The sequence below is a fragment of the Acidobacteriota bacterium genome (genome assembly GCA_016196035.1).
Lineage (GTDB): Bacteria > Acidobacteriota > Blastocatellia > RBC074 > RBC074 > JACPYM01.
This window is the reverse complement of sequence record JACPYM010000088.1, coordinates 61821-83613: the sequence shown is the minus strand read 5'-3', so window position 1 is coordinate 83613 and position 21793 is coordinate 61821. Positions and strand designations below refer to the sequence as shown.

The 21793-nt window shown below is 57.3% G+C and carries 19 protein-coding genes and 1 tRNA gene; 7 read left to right on the top strand and 13 right to left on the bottom strand.

All coding sequences use genetic code 11. The features are described from left to right. The first annotated feature begins 63 nt into the window (after positions 1–63). A complete protein-coding gene (locus tag HY011_25515; protein MBI3426302.1) occupies positions 64–588 on the top strand; it encodes a nuclear transport factor 2 family protein in 525 nt (174 codons plus the stop codon). Positions 589–918: 330 nt separating this feature from the next. Further along, positions 919–3813 carry an Ig-like domain-containing protein gene (locus HY011_25510; protein ID MBI3426301.1) on the top strand — a complete coding sequence of 965 codons (2895 nt, stop codon included), beginning with the start codon at positions 919–921 and terminating at the stop codon, positions 3811–3813. A 22-nt stretch (positions 3814–3835) separates the two neighbouring features. On the opposite strand, the gene HY011_25505 is transcribed toward HY011_25510, so the two are convergent. The 13 genes from HY011_25505 to HY011_25445 form a co-directional block, all read right to left on the bottom strand. Then, on the bottom strand, positions 3836–4429 hold the full coding sequence (locus tag HY011_25505; protein ID MBI3426300.1) for a sigma-70 family RNA polymerase sigma factor: 594 nt from the start codon (positions 4427–4429) through the stop codon (positions 3836–3838). Between the two features lie 178 nt (positions 4430–4607). Beyond that, entirely contained in the window at positions 4608–5066 is a 459-nt protein-coding gene (locus HY011_25500) for a 50S ribosomal protein L9 (protein MBI3426299.1), read from the bottom strand. Between the two features lie 173 nt (positions 5067–5239). Beyond that, positions 5240–5476, bottom strand: coding sequence for a 30S ribosomal protein S18 (locus HY011_25495; GenBank protein MBI3426298.1), 237 nt, complete (start codon positions 5474–5476; stop codon positions 5240–5242). 98 nt (positions 5477–5574) lie between these two features. After that, positions 5575–5991 (bottom strand): 30S ribosomal protein S6, encoded by a 417-nt coding sequence (gene rpsF, locus HY011_25490; GenBank protein ID MBI3426297.1) that lies wholly within the window; start codon positions 5989–5991, stop codon positions 5575–5577. A 173-nt stretch (positions 5992–6164) separates the two neighbouring features. Further along, on the bottom strand, positions 6165–6725 hold the full coding sequence (locus HY011_25485; protein ID MBI3426296.1) for an aminoacyl-tRNA hydrolase: 561 nt from the start codon (positions 6723–6725) through the stop codon (positions 6165–6167). A gap of 71 nt (positions 6726–6796) precedes the next feature. Continuing rightward, positions 6797–7444 (bottom strand): 50S ribosomal protein L25, encoded by a 648-nt coding sequence (locus tag HY011_25480; GenBank protein MBI3426295.1) that lies wholly within the window; start codon positions 7442–7444, stop codon positions 6797–6799. A 123-nt stretch (positions 7445–7567) separates the two neighbouring features. Beyond that, on the bottom strand, positions 7568–8515 hold the full coding sequence (locus HY011_25475; GenBank protein ID MBI3426294.1) for a ribose-phosphate pyrophosphokinase: 948 nt from the start codon (positions 8513–8515) through the stop codon (positions 7568–7570). 78 nt (positions 8516–8593) lie between these two features. Beyond that, a tRNA-Gln gene (locus HY011_25470) sits at positions 8594–8668 on the bottom strand. 95 nt (positions 8669–8763) lie between these two features. Then, complete coding sequence (gene ispE, locus HY011_25465) at positions 8764–9672, bottom strand: 4-(cytidine 5'-diphospho)-2-C-methyl-D-erythritol kinase (GenBank protein ID MBI3426293.1); 909 nt, start codon at positions 9670–9672, stop codon at positions 8764–8766. Between the two features lie 75 nt (positions 9673–9747). Beyond that, positions 9748–11796 (bottom strand): tetratricopeptide repeat protein, encoded by a 2049-nt coding sequence (locus HY011_25460; protein ID MBI3426292.1) that lies wholly within the window; start codon positions 11794–11796, stop codon positions 9748–9750. Between the two features lie 16 nt (positions 11797–11812). Continuing rightward, positions 11813–13105, bottom strand: coding sequence for a rhomboid family intramembrane serine protease (locus HY011_25455; protein MBI3426291.1), 1293 nt, complete (start codon positions 13103–13105; stop codon positions 11813–11815). 54 nt (positions 13106–13159) lie between these two features. Continuing rightward, positions 13160–13636 (bottom strand): hypothetical protein, encoded by a 477-nt coding sequence (locus HY011_25450; protein ID MBI3426290.1) that lies wholly within the window; start codon positions 13634–13636, stop codon positions 13160–13162. 38 nt (positions 13637–13674) lie between these two features. After that, a complete protein-coding gene (locus HY011_25445; GenBank protein ID MBI3426289.1) occupies positions 13675–14292 on the bottom strand; it encodes a type II secretion system protein GspG in 618 nt (205 codons plus the stop codon). Positions 14293–14634: 342 nt separating this feature from the next. On the opposite strand from HY011_25445, the gene HY011_25440 reads away from it, so the two are divergent. The 5 genes from HY011_25440 (at position 14635) to HY011_25420 (ending at position 21771) form a co-directional block, all read left to right on the top strand. Further along, positions 14635–15390, top strand: a complete 756-nt coding sequence (locus HY011_25440) for an FHA domain-containing protein (GenBank protein MBI3426288.1) — start codon at positions 14635–14637, stop codon at positions 15388–15390. Positions 15391–15634: 244 nt separating this feature from the next. Beyond that, a complete protein-coding gene (locus HY011_25435; GenBank protein ID MBI3426287.1) occupies positions 15635–16963 on the top strand; it encodes a protein kinase in 1329 nt (442 codons plus the stop codon). Between the two features lie 183 nt (positions 16964–17146). Continuing rightward, positions 17147–17653, top strand: coding sequence for an RDD family protein (locus HY011_25430; GenBank protein MBI3426286.1), 507 nt, complete (start codon positions 17147–17149; stop codon positions 17651–17653). A 432-nt stretch (positions 17654–18085) separates the two neighbouring features. Then, complete coding sequence (locus HY011_25425; protein ID MBI3426285.1) at positions 18086–19858, top strand: tetratricopeptide repeat protein; 1773 nt, start codon at positions 18086–18088, stop codon at positions 19856–19858. Between the two features lie 143 nt (positions 19859–20001). After that, on the top strand, positions 20002–21771 hold the full coding sequence (locus HY011_25420) for a SpoIIE family protein phosphatase (GenBank protein ID MBI3426284.1): 1770 nt from the start codon (positions 20002–20004) through the stop codon (positions 21769–21771). Positions 21772–21793: the final 22 nt, after the last annotated feature.

Here is a 21793-nt window from a genome sequence, read left to right as displayed (position 1 = left end):
AAGCGGCACCACTCAGCGAGCCAGAACTTCCAACGCCGTACTCAAAAGATAAGGAGTGCCCAAATGAAATCCACCCTTTTAGCCGTGGGTCTAGCAACGATAGCGGCCAGCTTCTCTGCCTGCGCGGCAAGCGGAGAGAAAGCCAGTTCGACGCCTGCGCCAGCGGCAACCGTCGCGGCGGAAACACCCGCTGAAACAGCAGCCAAGGCTGAACAAGAAGTGCGCCAAATAGGGCGGGAATATGACAAAGCCTGGCTGCAACAAGACGCCGCCGCTTTTGAAAAATTGCTGGCCGACGATGCCGTGTTGACCGACGAAACCGGCAAGGCCTCGTCCAAGGCTGAGGTGATCGCCAATGCCAAGTCCGGCGCGGTGAAGTTCGAGGTTGGCCACAGTGATGACGTCAAAATACACGTTTATGGCAACACCGTTGTCACCAGCGGGCGCTGGACGGAGAAGAGCACCAACAAAGGAAAACCGGTGAATGGCACGATGCAGGGCACGACGGTTTACGTGAAGCGGAATGGCGCCTGGCAGGTCGTAGCCGATCACGTCACGCTGATCAAAGCGCCAAAATCTAAACCGTAAATTGGCTGTCAGTAGCGGCCTGTCGCCGGTCAGGGTGCTACAACGGAACTAAAAATGCCTTCAACCAGTCGCGGAGGTAATGCAATGAACCCAGGTTCATCCGTCAACTTTCGGATCACAGCAAAAATGTCTGCCCTCAGATGGGCGCTGATGTTGATTTCGTGCATTCTCATTCTGTGGTACGGCTCGGCTAACAATTTGCCCGATGCACAGGCCACCAATTTACAGTTTGCTTACCACTCTGTGGCTCGTCAGCCCGCTGAGATAACGGATGCTCATGACCTATTGGTTTTACACTTCGACACCTCACTTAATGGGGAAAATGGCGAGATGCCCTTACAGGTCTCAGGCACCAATTTTGTGCCCGGCATCGCTGGCTCAGCCATCAATTTACCGGTCAATAACCTGTTGACGTATCAAAGCGCCGGAAACATCAATGCCCTTGAAGGCACCTGTGCGTTCTGGATCAAGCCGAACTGGAGCGGCAATGACAATGTTGATCGCACCGCTCTGATGTGGGGGTTCGAAGGCGGCTTGGTCATTCAGAAAGATGCCAACCCTAATTTTCGGATGATCGTCAATCTCCTTCGACCTGAGGGCAACGGCTACGGGCAATATGCCAGCATTACCAATTGGCAGGCTAATCAATGGCATCACGTGGCTTATACCTGGAGCAGCGCCAATCGCTTCGTCAAGGCTTACCTTGATGGACGGTTGGTCTCGCAAGGAAGACTCAATTACCCGCTGCCGCAGATCAGCTATCCGACTTTTCGCATCGGGGCCAACACCGATAATGGCGCATACCTAAATGCTGCGATTGATGAGTTACGGATCAGCGACATTCCACGCACAGATGCCGAGATCGCGCAAAGTTTCTTCGCGGCGATCACGGTTACAAGCCTAACGGTGGAGCCGAAATCATTGCACTTGTTTCCAGGCTGGTTTTGGACTCCTAAGCTAACAGCGACCACGAATCTAGGCACGATGCAAGTGTCATCCGCTGGCGTCAATTGGACGAGTAGCGATCCAAACACAGCGATTGTGCAAGCCGATGGCCGCGTCAAATGTCTTGCGCCTGGTAATGTGACCTTGACCGCGCGCCTTCAGAATGCGTCAGACTCAATGAACATTCTGGTCAAAGCGCCGGTCTTACCAACGGAGGTTGGGCCCGTGCCAGCGGCATTGGGTGCGTTGCCATCGGACAGCCTATACACAATCCCAGTGCTGATATTGCGCTATCTACCGACAGCAGATGGAGTCAACATAGACACCGCTTATGACGCCGACCTCGGCCCGCAATCACAATTTCCACTGGCGATGCTAAAAAGTCAGATTGCCGATTACGATCCCCGGATCAAATTCATGCTTGAGGAAGGTAGTCGCTTTCGCGGCTACAGCAATCCAAACGCGCGCCGTTCACTCGGCTACAAAGTCGTCCAATACATCACCGTCTACGAGCCACCGCCTCCGGGCCCAATAGAAAGCGTGTCGAATGGAATCGTCACCTACAGACCGGATTATGATCAGATTTTCGAGCGGTGGAATATCAAGCATTTTGTCGAAGACTTGGCAGTAAAAGAAATCTGGCTTTGGAACGTACCGGGCTACTACAGGGCTGAGCGCCCTGACATGCGCCCGGAAAGCTACGTCGGTTTGCCGGAATCGAACATGTCCAGCCCTACGACCGGAGACATTTCCAATAGCTATCGGGATAACGCCGACCTCCCAATTTACAATCAAACATACGTTCTCTATGCGCATAATGTCCATCGCACACAGGCTGAAGCGATTCACAATCACGGCCATCAACTCGAATCCATCCTGAGCCATGTCAATCAACGGCAAGATGGCAACACAGATTTGTGGTGGGGGAAATTTGCCAGAGCCGCCAACAACCCGCCCGCGCGTTGTGGCAACACGCATTTTCCGCCCAATGCAACGCAAGATTACGATTACGGCAACCTGACGCTAGTGGCGAGCGACATTTTGAATTGGCAGCCAGCGGGCGGCCCAACCACAATGGTCAATGCCAACACTTGGGGCAATGTGCCTTACGCCTGGCCGGGCGGCATCGCTCCGCCGCAAGAGGTTGAATCAAAGTGGTATATCTTCTGGTTTCAGAGCATGGCTGGCCGCAGCAGCAACATTCCCTACAATGCCAATCGGCTTACCAATTGGTGGCAATTCACCGGAGATTGGGATGTGGCAATTCAGGCAGGGCTGGGATTGTATGAGCCGGGGGCTTGCAACTATACGGTTTCATCAAACACTCAATCCATTCCGGCTAGTGGCGGCGCGGGCAGCATTAACGTCAACTGCAACACAGGCTGCAAATGGATTGCATCAAGTAATGAGCCGTGGCTCACAGTTTCAGCCAATAATCGCACTGGCAGCGGCAATGGCTCAGTCAGCTTTTCAATTTCAGCCAACCCCGGTGATGCACGCAGCGGCACGCTGGCAATTGCGGGACAAGTCTTTACCCTCACACAGGGAGCCAACAATACCCGTATCGCTAATGTTTCAGCCGCCAGTTACGCAGGTGACCCGCTGGCGCTCGACAGCATCATCGCGGCGTTTGGCAGTGGCCTCGCTAACGCAACACGTGCCGCCGCTATATTGCCATTGCCGACAGAATTAGCTGGGACAACTGTCAGGGTCAAAAATGGCGACGGTATTGAACGCCTCGCCCCGCTCTTTTTCGTTTCGCCCACGCAGGTCAATTATCAAATGCCGCCGGGTCTTGCCGCCGGTGCGGCAACGGTAACCATCATAAACAACTCTGGCGCAACCTTTATCGGAACGGCGCAACTCGCCGCTGTGGTGCCTGCGTTGTTCACCGCCAATGCCAGTGGGCGCGGTCTACCCGCAGCGCTCGTGCTACGTGTCAAAAGCGGAGGCGCACAAAGTTTCGAGCCGTTGGCGCACTTCGATCCTGCGACCAATCGGTTTGTAGCCGTACCCATTGACCTCGGCGTCGCCACCGATCAGGTCTTTTTGATCTTGTATGGCACGGGTATCCGCAATCGCAGCAACCTCGCTACCGTGACGGCAACCATTGGTGGCGTGAATGCGCCAGCGTCGTTTGCCGGAGCACAAGGTAGTTTGATCGGCGTGGATCAGGTTAATCTGCAACTGCCGCGCAGCTTGGCGGGGCGCGGTCAGGTGGACGTCAGTCTATCGGTCAATGGGCAGGCGGCCAATCTAGTGCAGGTGAGCTTCCGCTGAAGCAGCGTGAGTTCCGTCCCGTTCAACCGCTCAGTTGTTGGAACAACCACGCCCGCGCAAACTCCCATTCCCGTTTCAGCGTCGTCAGCCCAATGCCGAGCGCCTCAGCCGCTTCGGCTTCCGTCAGGCCGGCGAAGTAGCGCAGTTCGATGACTTGAGCGGCGCGGGGATGATCCGCTTCCAAGCGCGAGAGGGCTTGGTTGAGGGCGAGCAGGTCAAGATCAAGTGGGGCGGTGTGGGCGTCGGCGGCGGTGAGTTCGACGCGCTGGCGCTCGCCGTCGCGTTTGGCGGCGTGTTTGGCGCGGGCGTGGTCTACGAGCAGGCGGCGCATTTGGCGCGCGGCGACGACGAAGAAGTGATTGCGGTCTTGCCATTCGACAGGCTCGGCGCTGCCGGGTGGATTGAACAGGCGCAGGTAGAGTTCGTTGACGAGCGCGGTCGGTTGCAGGGTGTGCGGCGGTTGCTCTTGTTGCAGGTAATGCCGGGCGAGGCGGCGCAGTTCGTCATAGACGAGTGGGATGAGTTGTTCGTGGGCGGCGGCATCGCCCGCGCGGATGCGGGCCAGCAGGCGTGTGATTTCTGTGGGCGGAGCTGAAATCAAAACGCGGCCTCCCATGGCAATGGCATGGCGCGCAGGACTTGGGCGTTTGCAATGCCCCTTGTCGTAGCGAATTCATTTGTTACGTCACGTAGCGAATGAATTCGCTACGTCAAAGGGCCGGCAAGAAAGCGAGAGGCTTGTTCAGTCTGCCAAGCGCGCGCCTGAACAAGCCTCTGCCAGGTTTGGCAGCGGGTTAAGCCGCGGTTTCGTCTTCGCTCTTCACGACCACTTTGACGTTGGCGATGACTTCGTGGTGGAGCTTGACCGGGACTTCGTATTCGCCGGTTTCTTTGATCGGGTCTTTGAGGGTGATCTGTTTGCGATCAATCTCGAAGTCCTGGGCGGCGAAAGCCTCGGCGACATCCATAGAAGTGACGGAGCCGTAAAGCAGGCCGTGCTCGCCGACCTTGCGGTGAAAGACGAGGGTGACTTCTTTGAGCAGGCCGGCTTGCTGTTCGGCCACCGCTTTTTCTTCGGTCGCTTTTTTGAGCAGCGCCTTGCGTTGCATGGTGATCTGCCTGACGTTGGCGACTGTGGCCTGGACGGCCAGCCCTTGCGGCAGCAAATAATTGCGGCCGTAACCGGCGCGCACTTTGACGACTTCGCCGCGCGCGCCCAGGTTGTCTACGTCCGTGCGTAGCAAAACTTCCATCATTGCCATGATTCAAATCCTCCACGATCAGTTGGCGGTTGGCAGTTGGCAGTTGGCAGTTGGCAGTTGGCAGTCGGCAGTCGGCAGTTGGCAGATTATTAAATCAACCCCTGACCCCTGACCCCTGACCCCTGACCCCTGACCCCTGACCCCTGACCACCGGCCACCGACCCCTAGTATTTCGTGTAGGGCAAGAGCGCAATGTTGCGCGCGCGCTTGATTGCCTCGGTGATCTTGCGTTGCTGGTAAGCCGAGAGTCCCGACAGGCGGCGCGGCAAGATTTTGCCATTCTCAGCGATGAACGCTTGCAATAGCTTCACGTCCTTGTAGTCAATATAGTCAATGCGCTCAGCCGTGAGTTTTGAGACACGGCGGCGGCGCGAGGGGCGGCCTTTCGGCCCGCGGCTCATTTTATCGTCGTCTTGATCGTTTCTGAATGCCATAGTGATTCACCTTTGTGTGACCTCTGTGTGAAAAGCTGTGCGGAGACAGCGAATTCCATTTCCTCTTACATATCTTCCAACGCGGCGCGCTCTTCGGCGGTCAGCGGCAGGTCTGCGAGATCGTCGTCGCTGCGGCGGCCAACGGCGGCGGCGGCGCCTTTGCGCTTGGCCTTCATCTTGGCGGCGCGTTTCAGGTCTTCGTCGGTGCGCACGGTCATGTGGCGGATGACCGCGTCATTGACGCGCAGGCGGCGCTCGACTTCGTAAATTTCGCCGCCGCTGCCTTCGAGGTAAATGAAGGTGTAATTGCCGTCATCGAATTTACCGATGGGGTAGGCGAGTTTTTTGCGGCCCAGGTTGTCAACCTTGGTGACTTTGCCGCCTTTATCGGCGATGACTTGTTCGATTTGGGAAGTGAGTTTCTTCAGATCATCTTCAACCGTATTGGGGTTGACGATGAAACAGACTTCGTATGTTCTCAATGCGTTTCCTCCTTATGGATGTGAAAGCCTGCCGACGTGCTGGCGGCAAGCAAGGAGAAACTCTCAGACTTCAGACTTCAGACTTCAGACCTCAGACCTTCTTCACAATGCCAAGCGGCACTTGCTTGTGAGAACGTCTGAGGTCTGAAGTCTGAAGTCTGAAGTCTGAAGTCTCAGTTATAACGGTTCATCGCTTCCGCGACGCCCTTTGTCAAAAGAACTTCGACGGCATCTGCCGCCTGCTCGACCAGAGTGGCGAGCGGTTCGCGCTCTTGGCGCGAAAATTCGGAGAGGACGAAATCAACCGAGTTACTCAGCGGATGATCGGGCGCTATGCCCAGACGCAAGCGCGGAAAGGCTTGTGTGTTGAGCTTGGCGATCAACGATTTCAACCCGTTATGCCCGCCCGCGCTACCACTGGGCCGGACGCGCAACTTGCCGAAGGGCAGGGCGAAATCATCCGTGATGACCAGAATGTTGGCCGCCTCCGCGACTTCGTATTTGGTTTTCAATTGGGCCACCGCGACGCCGCTCAGGTTCATAAACGTTTGCGGCTTGACCAGCAGGGTTTCGACGCCGCCAATGCGCGCGCGCGCGGTCAGCGCCTGGCACTCTTTCACGCGGACGGTTTGTCCGGTGCGGCGCGCCAGTTCATCAATGATCATGAAACCGGCGTTGTGGCGCGTCCATTCGTACTGCTCGCCGGGATTGCCCAGGCCAATGACTAACCACATACGAAGTCAGAGGTCAGAGGTCGGAAGTCGGAGTTTTGCTTACTCAATTCCGACTTCCGACTTCACCAGCGTTACTTCTTCTCTTTCTCGTCGCCCTTGCCCTTCTTGATGACTTCGGGTTCGGCCACAGCAGCGGCTTCCGCCGGAGCTTCTTCAGCCGCGCCCGGTGCCACGCAAGTGACCAGGGTTTGTTCGGGGCGGGTGCGGATTTCGACCGCGTCACCCAGTCGCAAATCCCGGACTTCGATGTGACCGCCGAGACCGAGCTTGGACACGTCCACCTCGATGGTATCGGGCAAATCGCCCGGCAGGCAGCGCACGCGGATCGAGTGCGTGGGAAAGTCGAGAATGCCGCCGAACAGCTTCACTCCCTCAGACTCGCCGACGATTCTGATGGGCAATTCGAACTCGGACTTTTCGGTCATCGAAATGCGCATCAAATCGAGATGAATCAGCACGCCCTTGATCGGGTCGAGTTGCATCTCGGAAATCTTGACCGCCGTGGCCGCGCCGTCCAGATTCAGATTGAAAATCTTGTTGCGGCCATTCGCGCGCAGAAAAGCGCCCAGTTCGCGTTTGTTGACCGTGCCGCTGGCGGGATCGCCGCCACCATAGACCGTGAGGGGGATTTCCCCTTTGGCGCGCAACCGGCGCGCGGCATTTTTGCCTCTTTCGGTGCGCGCTTGCGCAGTTAAGGAAAGCTCGGAATCAAAACTCATGACGTAAACTCCACTTGCAATCTCAGCAACGAGATTTTGTGTCAGTAGCCCAACCGTCAGGGAGGGCTGGCTTGCGGTGGTGGCCCTCCCTGACGGTTGGGCTACTGACACCGCATCAAGTAATCAGATAAACAGGCGGCTCACCGATGACTCTTCGTGAATCGAACGGATCGCCTCGCCCAGCATCGGCGCGACGCTCAGGCATTCAAAGAAAGGCTCAGCACAAGCCTCCTTGCGCGGCATCGTGTTCGTGATCACCACCTTTTCAAGCGGTGACTTTTCAATGCGCTCAATCGCATTGCCAGACAGCACCGCGTGCACGCAACTGGTCAAAACCCGCTTCGCGCCTTTTTTCGATAACGCTTCGGCGACTTTAGTCAGCGTCCCGGCGGTGTCAACCATATCGTCAACGATCAGGGCGTTGCGGCCTTCGACATTGCCGATGACGTGCATGACTTCGGCTTCGGCGTGGCCGGGTTGCGATTTATCGCGCCGCTTGTCCACGATGCCGAAATCGGCGTTCAAACGTTTGGCATAAGCCCGCGCGCGTTCGGCCCCACCCGGATCGGGCGCTACGACGATCAAATCTTCAATCGGGTGTTCCGCGAAGTATTTGATCATCAACGGCGCGGCGAACAGGTGATCCACCGGAATATCAAAGAAGCCCTGAATCTGCGGCGCGTGCAGATCAATCGTCAGAATGCGATTGATCCCCGCCATCACCAGCAGGTTGGCGACCAGTTTCGCCGAGATCGGAATGCGCGGTCTGTCTTTCTTGTCGCCGCGTCCGTAACCGTAATAGGGAATCACCGCCGTGATGCGATCCGCCGACGAACGCCGGAAGGCGTCCGTCATAATCAGCAATTCCATCACGTTGGCATCAACCGGCGGACAGGTCGGTTGCACGATGAAAACATCGCTGCCACGCACGTTTTCCATAATCTGGAAATTGAACTCGCCATCAGGGAAGCGCGTCGCATTCGCGCTGCCGAGCGGCAATTCCAGGTATTGGCAGATCTCCTCGGCCAACGTGCGATGGGCGTTGCCGGAGAATATCTGTAAGCTCTTCAAGCTTCTCCCCCCTCTACAGAACTTTACAGCTTTATGCTTTTAGGATTTCGATCAGCAGGCGAGACCCATACAAAAGAATGGCTGGGGAGGAAGGATTCGAACCTTCGAATGGCGGCTCCAAAGGCCGCTGCCTTACCACTTGGCGACTCCCCAGCAATAACTGTTTCAAAATTGTGCAGCGTTCGAACGCCCGTGAGAATACCGGTCAACCGTGCGCTTGGCAAGCGCAAATCCCGTGCGTTATTTGCTTAAGTCAACTGCATAGCCTGGCGATACGCGCTACGGTTTAGCGTGCGCGCCGGGGCGCACCACCAACCTTCGGCGATAAAATCCTGTTGAGCGGTGGCGCGTGCCGCTTCACTGTCAAAGAGCGCAAAAAACGTCGAACCGCTGCCCGACATCAAGGCCCCGCGCGCACCGTGCGCCAACAATCGCTGCTTAAGCTCAGCCAGCAACGGATGGCGCGTCAGCACAGGGTTTTCCAAATCATTGTGCAAGGCCGGTGAAAACCTGCCGGAAGGGGCTTGCCTATTGCTCATGGCGTCATAAGCGGCCCGCAAAGAAGCCGGGATATTAGTGACGGCCCCTGGGTTTGTCAACTCAGGCGGCAGGTTGCCATACACTTCGCGCGTCGGGACGGCGATGCCCGCGTTCACCAGCAACAAATGCTCGGCCTCGATTTCCGCCGTTGGGTAAACCTCGTCTCCGCGCCCGACGCCGATGCAGGTGCCGCCGATAAAAAAGAATGGCACATCGGCGCCCAATTGTGCGCCCAGGCGAAACAATTCGTGCGGTTCGATCTGCAAGTCCCAAAGTGTGAGCAACGCCAAAAACGTCACCGCGGCGTTGCTGCTGCCACCGCCTAGCCCCGCAGCCATTGGCAATTGTTTGTCGACTGTAACCCGCACGCCTTTGTGGCAGTTCGTAAATTGCGCGAGTGATCGCGCCGCACGATAAATCAAATTGGTTTCATCTAGCGGTAAGGCGGGATGCGTGCTGTGCAATTCAATGCCGTGTTCAATCAATTCAAACGTCAGTTCGTCGCCGACGCTGAGCGTTTGCAGCAAGGTGCGCAGTTCGTGATAGCCGTCGGGCCGTTTGCCCAGGATTTCCAGCGTCCAGTTGATTTTTGCGAAGGATGGTAGTGTCAGTAACATCAAACTCTCAGGCCTGAACTCCGGCTTAGCGGGCATCCCGCAACTTGCTCTTTAGCCGCGCCGTTTCGTCTGCTTCTAAGGTGTATTCCAGCGCCTTTTCCCAGGCGCGGCGGGCTTCGGCCAGCTTGCCGAGTTTGTGCAGCACATCGCCCAGATGTTCGTGCAGGGTAGGATTGCGGCGGGATTGCAAGAGCGCTTTTTCCAAATACTCGCGCGCGCCTTTTCAGCATTGCCGAGTTTGTATTGCGTCCAGCCCAGACTGTCGAGGAAGCTGCCGTTGAGCGGTTCGATGGCGACCGCGCGTTCGATCAGCGCCAGCGCTTCGGGCAACCGTTGTCCGCGCTCGACCAGAAAATAGCCCAGATTGTTGAGCACGGTGGCGTTGTCCGGTTCGCGTTCGAGCAAGTCGCGCAGCAGCTTCTCGGATTCTTCATGCTGACCGGCACGATCAAGCACCGAACTGAGTTGCAACAACGCATCGCCATCGCCGGGATTGAGTTCCAGCGCCTTGCGCGCAGAGGCCTCGGCGTCCTTGAATTGGCTGGCCTGCATCTGCACATTGCTGAGGATCAGGTAAACGTTGGCGTCTTCGGCGGCGCGTTCAGACTGGCCCGTCAGCATGCCGCGCAGCAGGTCGGTGCTTTCTTGGTAGCTTTTCAACTCGCTCAGTATCAGCACTTCGGTCAGGCGCAGGCTGCGGTCTTCGGGCGCGCGGCGGATAGTCGCGCGCGTCAGTTCCAGGGCTTCGCGGCGCTTGCCTTCTTCACGCAAGCTTTCGATGGTGAGTGATTCGATCAGCGGGTTCTGTTCATCAAGCGAACGCCGTGCGCGCGTAAGCAAGGCTTGCAGCCTGGCTTGGTTGCCACTGCGGCGTAAGAGCCGGGCCATCTTGCCGACAACGTGATTGAAAAGGCCGCTGGTTTGGTCATTGACCGGACCTTTGGCGATTAGCGCTTCGTAAAGCTGTTCGTATTGCGCCAGCGCCTCGTCGTTGCGTCCCAATTCTTCGTAAGTGTCAGCGAGTTCAAGCATGAAACCGGGGCGGGCATTGGCTTCAGCGCGCGTGAGACCAGCTTTTAACGTATCGGCGGCGGCGGCACGTTGCCCACCGCGACGTTGGGCGGTGGCCAATAACTCAATCAGGCTGGTGTTGGCATTCTCGCCTTTGACACGTTCGCGCAGCTTCTCGACAGCCTCCGCATATTTGCCCGCGCGGATCAACGCGGTGGCATAGCCGATTTCCAACGCGGCGCTCGGCGCAGTTTTTGAGAGGCGCGCATACAGTTTTAATTCCTCGCCAATCTTGTTGGCCGCGCGGATGGCCAAAATCAGGTTGCGTCCGTACTCATTGTTTTCAGGATCAAATTCATAGGCGCGGCGCGCGGCGTCCAGCGCTTCGCGATTGCGGCTCTGACGTAAATAGGCCTGTGACAATTGGGCGAAGGCCCGGTCGGGCGTGAGTTCGCTGTTGGCCAGCCAGTAATAAAAGTTTTGCTCGCTCGGTAACGGGGCACTGGCCCAACGTTCCAGCGCGTGCAACTGGTTGGCGGCGTCGTTTTTCATGCCATACAGCTCCGCCAGCAAGGCCCAGGCTTCGGCGCTGTTGGAATCGAGTTTGACGACAGTTTCATACTCGCGCGCGGCGCGTTCAAGCTGGGTCGCGACTTGTTGCTGGCTTTGGTTTTCGAGCTTGATAACCGCGATGGAGAGCCGCGCCAGCAGCAAATGCGCGCCGACGCAATTGGCGTCGCGTTTGATCGCCTCGACGGCTTCGCGTTCGGCAGAACGTTGATCGCCTTTGGCGAACAGATAGAGTTCGCCCAGGTCTACGCGCGGTTCGGCGGCTTGCGGATCGAGCCAGATGGTGTCGCGGTAAGCCTCGATGGCCTGATCAATCAGTTTGTCTTCACGGCGGCGCAAGGCTTCGGCTTTGAGACGGCGCGCTTCCATAAACCGCAGAAAGGCTTGTTGGCGCGGGTTGTCGGTACCGGCGCGTTGTGTTGGCAGAGGCGGAGTAGTGGGCGGCGGACTGCCTTGCGCGAAGGTGCTGCTGTGGGGGCCAAGCTTGAATGCCAGCATCATGAATAAAACACGCACAGCCGTAAGCAGTTTTTGGTTTGACATCAAAATTCCCTCAACTCTACCGCTTGGCCTCTGGCGCTTCGTCTTTTTCCACCAGTTGCGGTTTTAGTCTTTCTAACGGCACGTGCAAGGTCGCGGCCTTTTCGGCCAGCCATTGATCGTACTCTTTCATGATTTGCCTCAACTCTTGATCCTGTACCTGATACGCATTGAGACTCGCTTGTAATTCCGCCTCGGTTTTCGGCGCTTCAGCAGCACCGGCTTGGTTACACCGCGCGCGTAAGTGATGCGCCACGCGCTGCTGCAATTGCGCGCTAGCCGCATCGTCCGCAGGCAAGCGTTCAAACGCCCCAATGTCGCTGCACAAAGCCTTTTGCATTTGATCTATATCTTTTAGCAGCACTGCCAACTCAGGCTCATTTGGATGGGCGGATTGCGGGGCGGCCTGTTGCAAGGCCAGCTTCAGATATGTGCCCAAGTTCAGATGGCTCACCCAAACCGAATAAACCTGATCCGCCCCGCTTCTGATTTTTCGCGCTTCGCTTTGCCCTAAGACATTACGCCCGGCGATGACGGCTGTCATCAGGATCATTAAGCCAGCCACCAGCCCGAAGGCTTGGGCGAGACGAGTGCGGGTGAAGCTTTTGCGCAAATGTTCCTGATCCGGCAAGACAAAGGCCAGCGCGGCCCCGGCGACCGCGCCACCCATGTGCGCGGCCATGCTGATGCCCGGGAGAAAACTCATCGCCAGCCCGTACATCAACCAATACATCATATCCTTCCGCAAAGCGCTGTTGGAATGTCGATAGCCATAGATGGCCAACGCGGCAATCAGGCCGAAGATGGCGCCCGACGCGCCGACCACCCGCGAACCGAACATAATCGCGAGATAATTGCCAGCAACTCCCGTGACCACATACAGACAAATGTATTGGGCACGGCCGTAAACTTCTTCAGCGAGACGGCCCGCCTGAATCAGCGCCATGCTATTAAAGAGCAGGTGAATCGGCCCGCCGTGCAGAAAACAGGAAGCCAGCAAGCGCCACCATTCGCCTGTTTGCCGGATGTTTGGCAGCGAGGAGCCGAAGAGTTCGTTCACATACGGGTAAGGTGTGAGCGAGAAGCTTTGTGCTTCACCCGCTTGCGTGAAGAGTTGCATTTGATAAAGCAGCGCCAACGCATAAATCACAACATTGGCAGTCAGCAATAAGGTCGTCACTGGCCAATGGGCAAAGAGGCCAAAGGTTTCGCTTTCCGTACCGCGCGCGCGTGCGGCGTAATGGCCCTCTGCGCCGCACATCTCGCAACGCGGCGCGTTGGCCGGAATTAGCGCGCGACAAGTTTGGCACATCTTCAAATCATTCTGAGACATCTTCACCTCAAATCCAGTGAACGGCGCGGGCGCTTAGGCTTGCGCGCGCGCCGCTAACAGCCGCTCCCACTCCCAGCGACGCGGAAAGCCATACAGCATCAATAGCAGACCGACGACACCTAACCGCCAGCAAAACTGATAATCACCCGACAACGAAAACGCAATGAACCCAATAATGGCCACCACTTCGCCTAAACCCGCACTGAGCAGAGCCAGTATGCGCAGCTTGCTTAACGTGGCGGGCACTGAGTTCGCAACGCCGCGCATAAAACTCATCCAGAAACGCCGCAAAGCCACCACCGCCAGCCCGGCAATCAAGGCGCCGCTATAGGCCACTTTGGTCATCAGCAGGTAGGTTTCCGCATCCCGAATCGCGCCGCCCTTGGCGCCAATGAAATATCCCAGTCCAACCAATAACAGGGGCGTAAAACAAAAGGCCAACACAATGATCACGGTTGTGCGATAGGTTTGGGCAATCCTTTTTTGGTCTTCGACAGAAACGTATTGCATGTCCATGCAGAGGGGTTAGTAGTTTTCAGGACGACAGTTCATTGGCTACGAACCACCAAATCGTCGCTGGTGCCGGGCTTGCGGTCGGGGCCGGCGGAAAGCAGTTGATAGCTCGAAGGTGTGCCGTGATAGACGAACTGTGAGCCCCACCAATCGAAGCGTAGCGGATTGCCAAGATAACGCGGCGCCAAATGGTCGAGCAGCACACTGACGTCTTCAGTGGCGACAAACTGGCCCTTTTCACGCCGGTAAGCCTCCAGTCCCTCGGCCAGCCGTTGCAACAACCCCGTGGTGCGGCGTTCTTTTTCGTGCTGCACTGCGGCTTCAACTAAGTCGAGAGATTCCCATTGGCGGTCGCCCAACCGCACTTCGGCAACTTTCCAAGCACCGTTCTCGCGCTGCAACCGAAACGCCGTTTCGATGCGTGCTTCGACGACGGCATTGTCGTTGCCGGTGCCGGGCGCAATGCTTTTGATTTCGACTTGTGCCGGTTTCAGGTCGGCGCCCGCGACGTGTTGCAAGAGTTCGCGGATGTGTTTGACATCCAGACTGGCAGGCGGCGTTCCGGCGGGCACGCGGGTCGGCGTGCGTGTGCCGCAGGAGAGAGCGACCGCGAGCGCCGCTAGAAAAAGCAGGAAGTGGATGCGATTTGGCATAAAGGTCTCATTGGAAATGACGGTCACAAGCCTGCGGATGGTAACAGATGCGTCGAAAGCAAAGCAATTTGCCGGGCCGAACGGTTGCAAACAATTCTGACATAAGCATAATGAGCCGTTGTAGAATGCCTTAGGTGGTTGTCTAGTGAGCAGCAAGGGCAGATGTAAGCAAATGTGATTTGCACGCGCGATTTACTCTGTGCGTTTGTACTCTTGAATGGCTATGGCATCTCGCCGTTAGCTTGAACCACTCTTAACGCATTCAATCAAGCATCCCAACCGGGCATATCAACCGGGCATTTTACGAAGGTGCAGTTGCCTTGAAGCGGAGGCAAACGAGATATGATCAGATGTCAGCAGTGCAGCACCGATAATCTGGATGGGTCGGAGTATTGCGATGAATGCGGCGCAAAATTAAGTGCTACGCCCTCGGTGCTTGCGGTACTGGCGCAACCGTCTGCGGCACCGCCTCCGCCGCAATTCGTGCCCCCGCCCCCGCCCAGTTTCGTGCACGAGAGTGTGACGCCGAAACCCGCGACTCCCTACACGGCGCCGCCGCCCAAAGTCGCCCCGGCTGCCCCGGTGATCGCGAGCGCGCCGCCTGCTCGCCCGACGCCGCCGAAGCTGGTGTCAGCGTTGGGGAATCAGGCGAGTGTTGGGAATCAAACGGCCGTCAACAGTGCGGCTAATGCGACCAGCGTGGTTAAAGGTTCAACTGGGGCTTTGCATGCGACCTCAGTTTCAGTGGCAGAGGGAACGTCTATGGTACGCGCCAAATTGGTTATTCAACGCGGCGGCAAACTCGGCAAAGAGTTTGCGCTGGCCGGCGACGAAGCGCTGATCGGACGCTGGGATGCCGACGGCGGCATTTTCCCGGATGTGGATTTGGATCAGGATGATCCCGAAGCGAAAGTCTCGCGCCGCCATGCACGCATTCAATTTCTGAACAGTCAATTCACGATTGAAGATCTGGGCAGCACCAATGGTACTTTTGTTAATCGCGGCGCCCGCTTGTTGCCCGGCAATAAGCAACCCCTGAAAAATGGCGACGAGATTATCGTGGGAAAAACGTTTTTGAAATTTGTCCTGAATAGCTGAAAGTCGAGCCTCCGACTCGGATTTTGCGAAACCGCAACCCTGCTTTCAGCTTTTGTTTTGAGCTTTCAACTTTTTCGGTTTGGTTATGCCATTCTGTCCCGAATGTGGCCAGCCCACCACAGCCGGTGATCCGTTTTGCGGCGAATGCGGATGGCCCCAGGAGTTGGCAGCAGCGCCGCCGCCGCCGTCCCGCATTTTGGGCACGGGGGGTGTAACAGGAGATGGGCGAACGTCACACCTGAGTATGAACGCATCCGGCAATAACACGGCAGGCATACAACTTCCGCCCGGCACGTTGTTGGCCGACCGGTACAAGATCGTGCGGCGCATTGGCGGCGGCGGCATGGGGTCGGTCTATATGGCGGAAGACCAGAACCTCGCCAACCGCAAGGTCGCGGTCAAAGAAATGATCGAGATGTTCGCCGACGATTCGGCGCGCACGAAGGCGATTGACGACTTCAAACGCGAAGCCGAGTTGCTCGCCCAACTCGATCACCCCTCGATTCCGACCATCCTACAATACTTTTTCGACACGGCGCGCGGGCGCTATTACCTGGTCATGAAGTTCATTGACGGCGGCGATCTGGCCGCGCGGCAGCGCGCCGCCGGGGGCAAGCTGGATGAACTGACGGTCAGCAAATGGGCTATCGAGATTTGCGACGTGCTCGATTACATCCACTCGCAAAATCCGCCGATCATTTATCGCGATCTGAAACCGGCGAACCTGATGGTGGACGCGCGCACCAATCGCATTATGCTCGTGGATTTCGGCATCGCGCGGTTTGTGGCGCCGACCGTTAAGGGCGTGACGGCCATCGGGACAATGGGGTACGCGCCGCCGGAGTTGTTCGCTGGGAATGTCGAAGCGCGTTCGGATATTTACAGCCTGGGCGCGACGATGTTTCACCTGCTGACGGGGCAAGACCCGCAGGACAATCCGCTGCTGATCTTCGATTTTGCCAAGAACCCGAAACCGCGTCAGGTCAATCCCGAAATCACGCCCGAGATGGAAGAGTTGCTCTGCCGCTCGGTCGAATACAAACCGGAAAACCGTTTTGCGTCGGCCAAAGCCTTTGGCGATGAACTGGTCGAACACCTGCGCCGTATGCAGGGTCACGCCCCGCTCATCCGCCAGATGGACTATTCCGCGCCGCCCGCGCCGCTGCAAACGTGCACCAACTGCGGGCGTGAATTGGCGCCGGGCGATCTTTTCTGCGCCTATTGCGGGCACCGCCAGCGCTCGACGGCGAAGCTGGTCGTGTTGGGCACGAGCGAAATGAACGTCCAGTTTATGCTCAACGCCGAGGGCGAAAGCCTGATTGGGCGTGTTGATCCCAACCGCGGCATACGTCCTGAAGTGGATTTGTCGAAATACGATCCAGCCGCGCGCGTTTCGCGCCGTCACGCCAAGATCATCGCCCGCGAAAGCCAGTTTTTTATCGAAGACCTGGGCAGCGCCAATGGCACCTTTATCAATGGCAAACTCAAGTTGCCGCAGGGCCAATTGCACGCGTTGATGAGTGGCGATGAATTAAAGCTGGGCGAAACCATGCTCAAATTCGTGGTTTCCTAAAGCACCAGTCACGCGCACAACGAGCGGCTCATTTTCCCTTTATCGTCTGGCAGCGTGAAACTCAGGTAGGTACGTTACGCGAACCCCTACCGGCCTGCCTTTGACAGCGCACGCAGGTGGAAAACCCTGCGCTCGTGCGCGACTGACAATTACTGCATGCCCCAAACTCCCAACGCTCCTCGCATGTCTAGGTCACCCATAAGCCCGGCGGTGGCGACAGATTTTTCTTACCCGCCTGCCGTGCCCGGCAAAAAACAAGTCGCCTTGGCGAGCATCGGCTTGCGTTGCGGCGCGTTTTTGCTGGATTACATCTTAACGTTACTGGTACTGGCGCTTACTGTGCTGGTGGCTTACTACCTAAAACGCCGCTGGGAATTGCCCGAGGCGGCCAATGTGATCTTGCTGATCGGCTATTTGTTGACGGCCATCGTGCTGTTTTTGAATTTGGTTTATTACGCCGAACCGGAGGGCCAGACGTTTGGCAAACGCTTTATCGGCATCCGGGTGATTCGCACGGATGGACGCCCGCTGGATTTTCGTGCTCTCGCGTTGCGGCATTTCGTCGGTTATCCGCTGGCGTTACTTTGTGGCGGTTTAGGGCTGCTTTGGGCGCTTTGGGATGCCAAGCAACAAGGCTGGCACGATAAATTGGCGGGCACGCTCGTCGTCAAAGAATTAGGGAAAGAATGAAGGTTGCGACGCCTTCATTTTGAGTCACAAATCGCTGATGTCTTGGTCGTGACCTCAGACAAAACTTGCACGCGGATGCTTTAATTTGTACCGGAATCACCTTTTGTCAGTTTGCAGTTCCAGTAGAGTTGCGACACACGGTCAATCGTGCAATGATGACGAGCCGTTGAATAAACAGATGCATAGCGTCGTTCCCCCACCGGAACGCCTCCGGCTCGAACGCGATTAGAAGAGTGCCAAACGGCGTCCATTGCCGAATTGATGGAATGGCCGTGCAGTCAGCGTGGAGGTCAATTTGTTGATGCTCTAGTGTGAGGCTGGCTGAGCTTGGCAGACAACGAATGATTAAGCTGTGCCCCACGCAGCTTCGCCGTATGAAGCTGCGCTTGTACAACAAAATCAAACTTCGGATTTTCCGTGGGGATGTGAGCAATGACTGTCATTTATTGTGGGAGTTGTGGAGCAGCCAACGGCGCCAAGGCCCGGTTCTGCCGCCAATGCGGTATTGATCTGAATGGCCAAACCGCCAAACCGGCTGCCACACAGTCGAGCCTTAAATCTTCAACTTCAGCAACCTCATCGAATCAAGCCGCGACGGGCCGGGCTGCATCAGGCCGCGCCGCCGCGAGTGCCAGTTCGCCCTCTAAGCCGCAATTGCGGATTGTCACCGCATCCACCCCGCCTGCCAGGTCGGCGGAGAAAGAAACTGCTCAAAAATCTGCTGAGCAAGGTAAGGCGCGCACAGGCGAGTTACCCAAAGCGGGCACTGCCGAGATGCAAGTGCCGCTGCAAACTCCGGCTGAGTCAACGGGGCAAATGCGCGAAGCGAAACGCATCGAACAACTCCAAGAAGAAGACGCCCGCCAAATCAAACAGGCCGTGAGCAGCACGCTCTCGCAACGGCTGGCGCAAGCTGCCGGACAAAGCGAAACCGGCGTGGGCGGCGGCGCGCGTAATTCGGGAGCCTTGAACGCTGCGCCGCGCGTGCGCACCGCACCCTTGCCGCGCAATGCGGGCCGCAATTCAGGTGCGCTGTCCAGCCTGGTCTCGAATACCGGCAAGCTCTCGATGTCGGCGTCTTCGGCGGTGGCCGAGGCTTCGGGCTTGCGCGAACATCCGCAGGCTGGCTTTTATATTCGCATGGCGGCGGCGGTGTTGGGCCTTTTGCTGTTAGGCAGCGGCGTCTATTTCTACCGCAATCAACGCGCGCAGCAATTGAATGCCGGCGCGCAACAGCGCAACCTGCTTTCGACCGACGATGAAGTCGTCAAACTTGTGCAGGTCGCCGAACAGGCCCGGCAAACTGGGCAGATGGAGCAAGCGGCAGAAAATCTGAACAAGGCGATTGAATTGAAACCCGATCAAACCGAGCCGCGCCAGTTGCTGGCTGAAACGCTGGAAAGCTCTGGCCGCCCGGATGATGCGCTCAGGGCTTATGATGGCTTGCTCAAAATCTCGCCGGAGAATTTAAGCGCCCGGCTCAAGGTCGCTGATTTGCACCGCGCCAAAGGCAACGTCAACGAAGCGCGCTCACAATATCAACGCATCATCTCGCTCAATCACAACAGCCCCGAAGCCAGCCGCGCGCTGGAAGCCATCGAAGAAATTGAAGGCACGCTGGGGCTGAACGCTTTGGCGAGCAGCACGCCTTTCCCCACGCGGCCGCGCCGTGTGGCCGGGCAAAAGCGTGTTGGGCCAGTGCTGCCGCCCAGCGCGACGAATCGCTCCCAGGTAGCGTTGGTGGCCCAAAACCCCTTTGCCGCGCCGGGCGCGCGGGCCGCGCTGAATTGGAATCCAGTCCGTCCGCTTGAACCGCCCGACCCGCACGTGGCGGCATCGCATCACAAGGAACTGGGGTTGCGCTATATGAACATCCGCGAATTCAGCGCGGCGGTTGCCGAATTGCAACAGGCCGTCAAACTGACCCCGGGTGACAAAGACCTTTACTATTTTCTCGGCAGTTCGTATCGCGGGCTTGGGCAGCCCGGTAAGGCGTATGAGTATTACAAGAAGTGCGATAGCGGCATCTATGCCGGCACTTCCCAGAGCGGGGCCAGAGATACGGAAAAGGCCGCGCGCAAGGAAAACGAGCGGCAGCAGAAGGAATTGCTCAACTCCGTGCAGGCGGATAAAACGAAACAGCCCGAAGCGCGCAAAGAGAATGCTGCGGGCAAAGGCTATCAAAACAGTTTTCAGGAACCGTAGTTAGAAAGGCAAAAGGCAAAATCCAAGCAAGCAAAAAGGCAAAAATCAAAAGGCAAAGTTTAGTGTGATTGAATGATCGGAGTCTTGTAAGCCGCCCTTTTGATTTTTGCTTTTTGATTTTTGCCTTTTGATTTACTCCCACTATGCCGCGTCTGATCGTCAGAGTTTCCCCTTCGGGCGGGGATTCAGTCGCCGAATTGAATCGCTCGCGCATCACGATTGGCCGTTCTGCGCGCAACGATCTCTGTGTCGAAGACCCTTTCGCCTCGCGCCTGCACGCCGAAGTGCGCAGCCGGGGCGACAGCTTCTGGCTCAGCGATCTGGGTAGCGCCAACGGCACCTTGCTCAATGATGTACGCATGACGGTGCCGGTGATGTTGAAAGACGGTGACGTGATTCGCATCGGCGAGACCGCCATCGAATTCAATGATCGCGCCGACACCACGCGCACCAAGGGGCGCACGCAAATTCTGTTGGCCGACAGTTACACTCCATCGGAAACCGAAGTCACCATCGCGGGCACGGTCAGCAATTCGCAAGCCAATCTGCTGACCACGATTGACAGCAGCCATCAGACGCTGATTGCGCAAGCCATTCAGCAACCGATTAGCCAACCTAGCGCCCAGATCATCACGCAGCAGGACGACACCCTCGCGCTCATCAGCCGCGTCAGTGTGACCTTGCTCACGCCGCTCTCGCTGGACGATACCTTGTCGCAAGTGCTGGATTGCGTCTTTCAGGCGATTCGGGCCGACCGGGGCTACGTGATGTTGCTGGAAACGCCAGAAGGCAAAAAGAATGAGCCGGCCAAAATTGGCGCGGCAGAGTTGGTCTGCAAAGCGCAAAAAACAAGCGGCGGCGATAACAGCACCGAGGTTTCGTTGAGCCGCTCGATTACCGAGCAGGTTTTGCAACAACGCAAAGCGCTGCTGACCTCCGACGCGCAACACGATCCGCGCTTTGCCGCCAATCAATCCATCATGCTCGGCGGCATCCGTTCGATCATGGCTGTCCCGCTCGCCATCGAAGAGCGCGTCTTGGGGATGGTTTACGTGGACAGCCCGCTGCACAGCAATCGTTTTACCAAACGCGATTTGGAATTGCTGACGCTGATTGCCGGGGTCGCGGCCATCCGCATCGAGAACGTGCGCCTGCTGGATGTGCAAGCCGAACAGAAGCGTTTGGCCAATGAACTGGCGGTCGCCAGTGAAATTCAGTTGCGGCTGCACCCGGCAGCGCCGCCCGCCATCAACGGCTATGATTTGATGGGCGTCAGTTTCCCTTGTTACGAAGTCGGCGGCGATTATTACGACTTTATCCAGAAACGCGACGGGCGCATCGTGATTGCACTGGGCGATGTTTCGGGCAAAGGCACGGGCGCGGCGCTCTTGATGTCTTCAATCCACGCGGCGGTGCGCGCGCAATGCACGACGCGGCTGGCGCCGAGCGAAATCGTCACCGAGATCAACCAATACATTTACGACAACACGCCCTCGAATCGTTATGTCACGCTGTTTTACAGCGAACTCGATCCGCGCACGCATCAACTGACTTACATCAACGGCGGTCATAATTCGCCGTTATTGGTACGCACAAGCGGCGAAATCACCACGCTCGACATCGGCGGCTTCCCGGTCGGCATCACGCCCTTTGGTGATTATCACGAAGGCATGGCGCACCTCGAACCCGGTGATGTGCTGGTGATCTATTCCGATGGCGTGACCGAAAGCCAGGACGAAGCGGGCGAAGAATTCGGCGAGGCGCGTTTGATCGAGATCGTGCAACGCAATCGTGGTCGCACCGCCGCTGGCTTGCGCGACCGCATTGACGATGCGCTGCAAAAATTCGTGGGCAAAGCCAAGAGCGTAGACGATCTGACGCTCGTGATTTTGAAGCGGAAGAGCCTTGAATGATTGCGGATTGCAGATTGCGGAT

Excerpts from the sequence above, each read along its gene's own strand:
- HY011_25425 (MBI3426285.1), top strand. The coding sequence starts at position 18,086 with ATGACTGTCATTTATTGTGGGAGTTGTGGAGCAGCCAACGGCGCCAAG.
- HY011_25420 (MBI3426284.1), top strand. The coding sequence starts at position 20,002 with ATGCCGCGTCTGATCGTCAGAGTTTCCCCTTCGGGCGGGGATTCAGTC.
- HY011_25480 (MBI3426295.1), bottom strand. The coding sequence starts at position 7,444 with ATGAGTTTTGATTCCGAGCTTTCCTTAACTGCGCAAGCGCGCACCGAA.
- HY011_25435 (MBI3426287.1), top strand. The coding sequence starts at position 15,635 with ATGAACGCATCCGGCAATAACACGGCAGGCATACAACTTCCGCCCGGC.
- HY011_25430 (MBI3426286.1), top strand. The coding sequence starts at position 17,147 with ATGTCTAGGTCACCCATAAGCCCGGCGGTGGCGACAGATTTTTCTTAC.
- HY011_25445 (MBI3426289.1), bottom strand. The coding sequence starts at position 14,292 with ATGCCAAATCGCATCCACTTCCTGCTTTTTCTAGCGGCGCTCGCGGTC.
- HY011_25515 (MBI3426302.1), top strand. The coding sequence starts at position 64 with ATGAAATCCACCCTTTTAGCCGTGGGTCTAGCAACGATAGCGGCCAGC.
- HY011_25440 (MBI3426288.1), top strand. The coding sequence starts at position 14,635 with ATGATCAGATGTCAGCAGTGCAGCACCGATAATCTGGATGGGTCGGAG.
- HY011_25495 (MBI3426298.1), bottom strand. The coding sequence starts at position 5,476 with ATGAGCCGCGGGCCGAAAGGCCGCCCCTCGCGCCGCCGCCGTGTCTCA.
- HY011_25485 (MBI3426296.1), bottom strand. The coding sequence starts at position 6,725 with ATGTGGTTAGTCATTGGCCTGGGCAATCCCGGCGAGCAGTACGAATGG.
- HY011_25450 (MBI3426290.1), bottom strand. The coding sequence starts at position 13,636 with ATGCAATACGTTTCTGTCGAAGACCAAAAAAGGATTGCCCAAACCTAT.
- HY011_25500 (MBI3426299.1), bottom strand. The coding sequence starts at position 5,066 with ATGGAAGTTTTGCTACGCACGGACGTAGACAACCTGGGCGCGCGCGGC.
- ispE (MBI3426293.1), bottom strand. The coding sequence starts at position 9,672 with ATGTTACTGACACTACCATCCTTCGCAAAAATCAACTGGACGCTGGAA.
- HY011_25505 (MBI3426300.1), bottom strand. The coding sequence starts at position 4,429 with ATGGGAGGCCGCGTTTTGATTTCAGCTCCGCCCACAGAAATCACACGC.
- HY011_25460 (MBI3426292.1), bottom strand. The coding sequence starts at position 11,796 with ATGTCAAACCAAAAACTGCTTACGGCTGTGCGTGTTTTATTCATGATG.
- HY011_25510 (MBI3426301.1), top strand. The coding sequence starts at position 919 with ATGCCCTTACAGGTCTCAGGCACCAATTTTGTGCCCGGCATCGCTGGC.
- HY011_25455 (MBI3426291.1), bottom strand. The coding sequence starts at position 13,105 with ATGTGCCAAACTTGTCGCGCGCTAATTCCGGCCAACGCGCCGCGTTGC.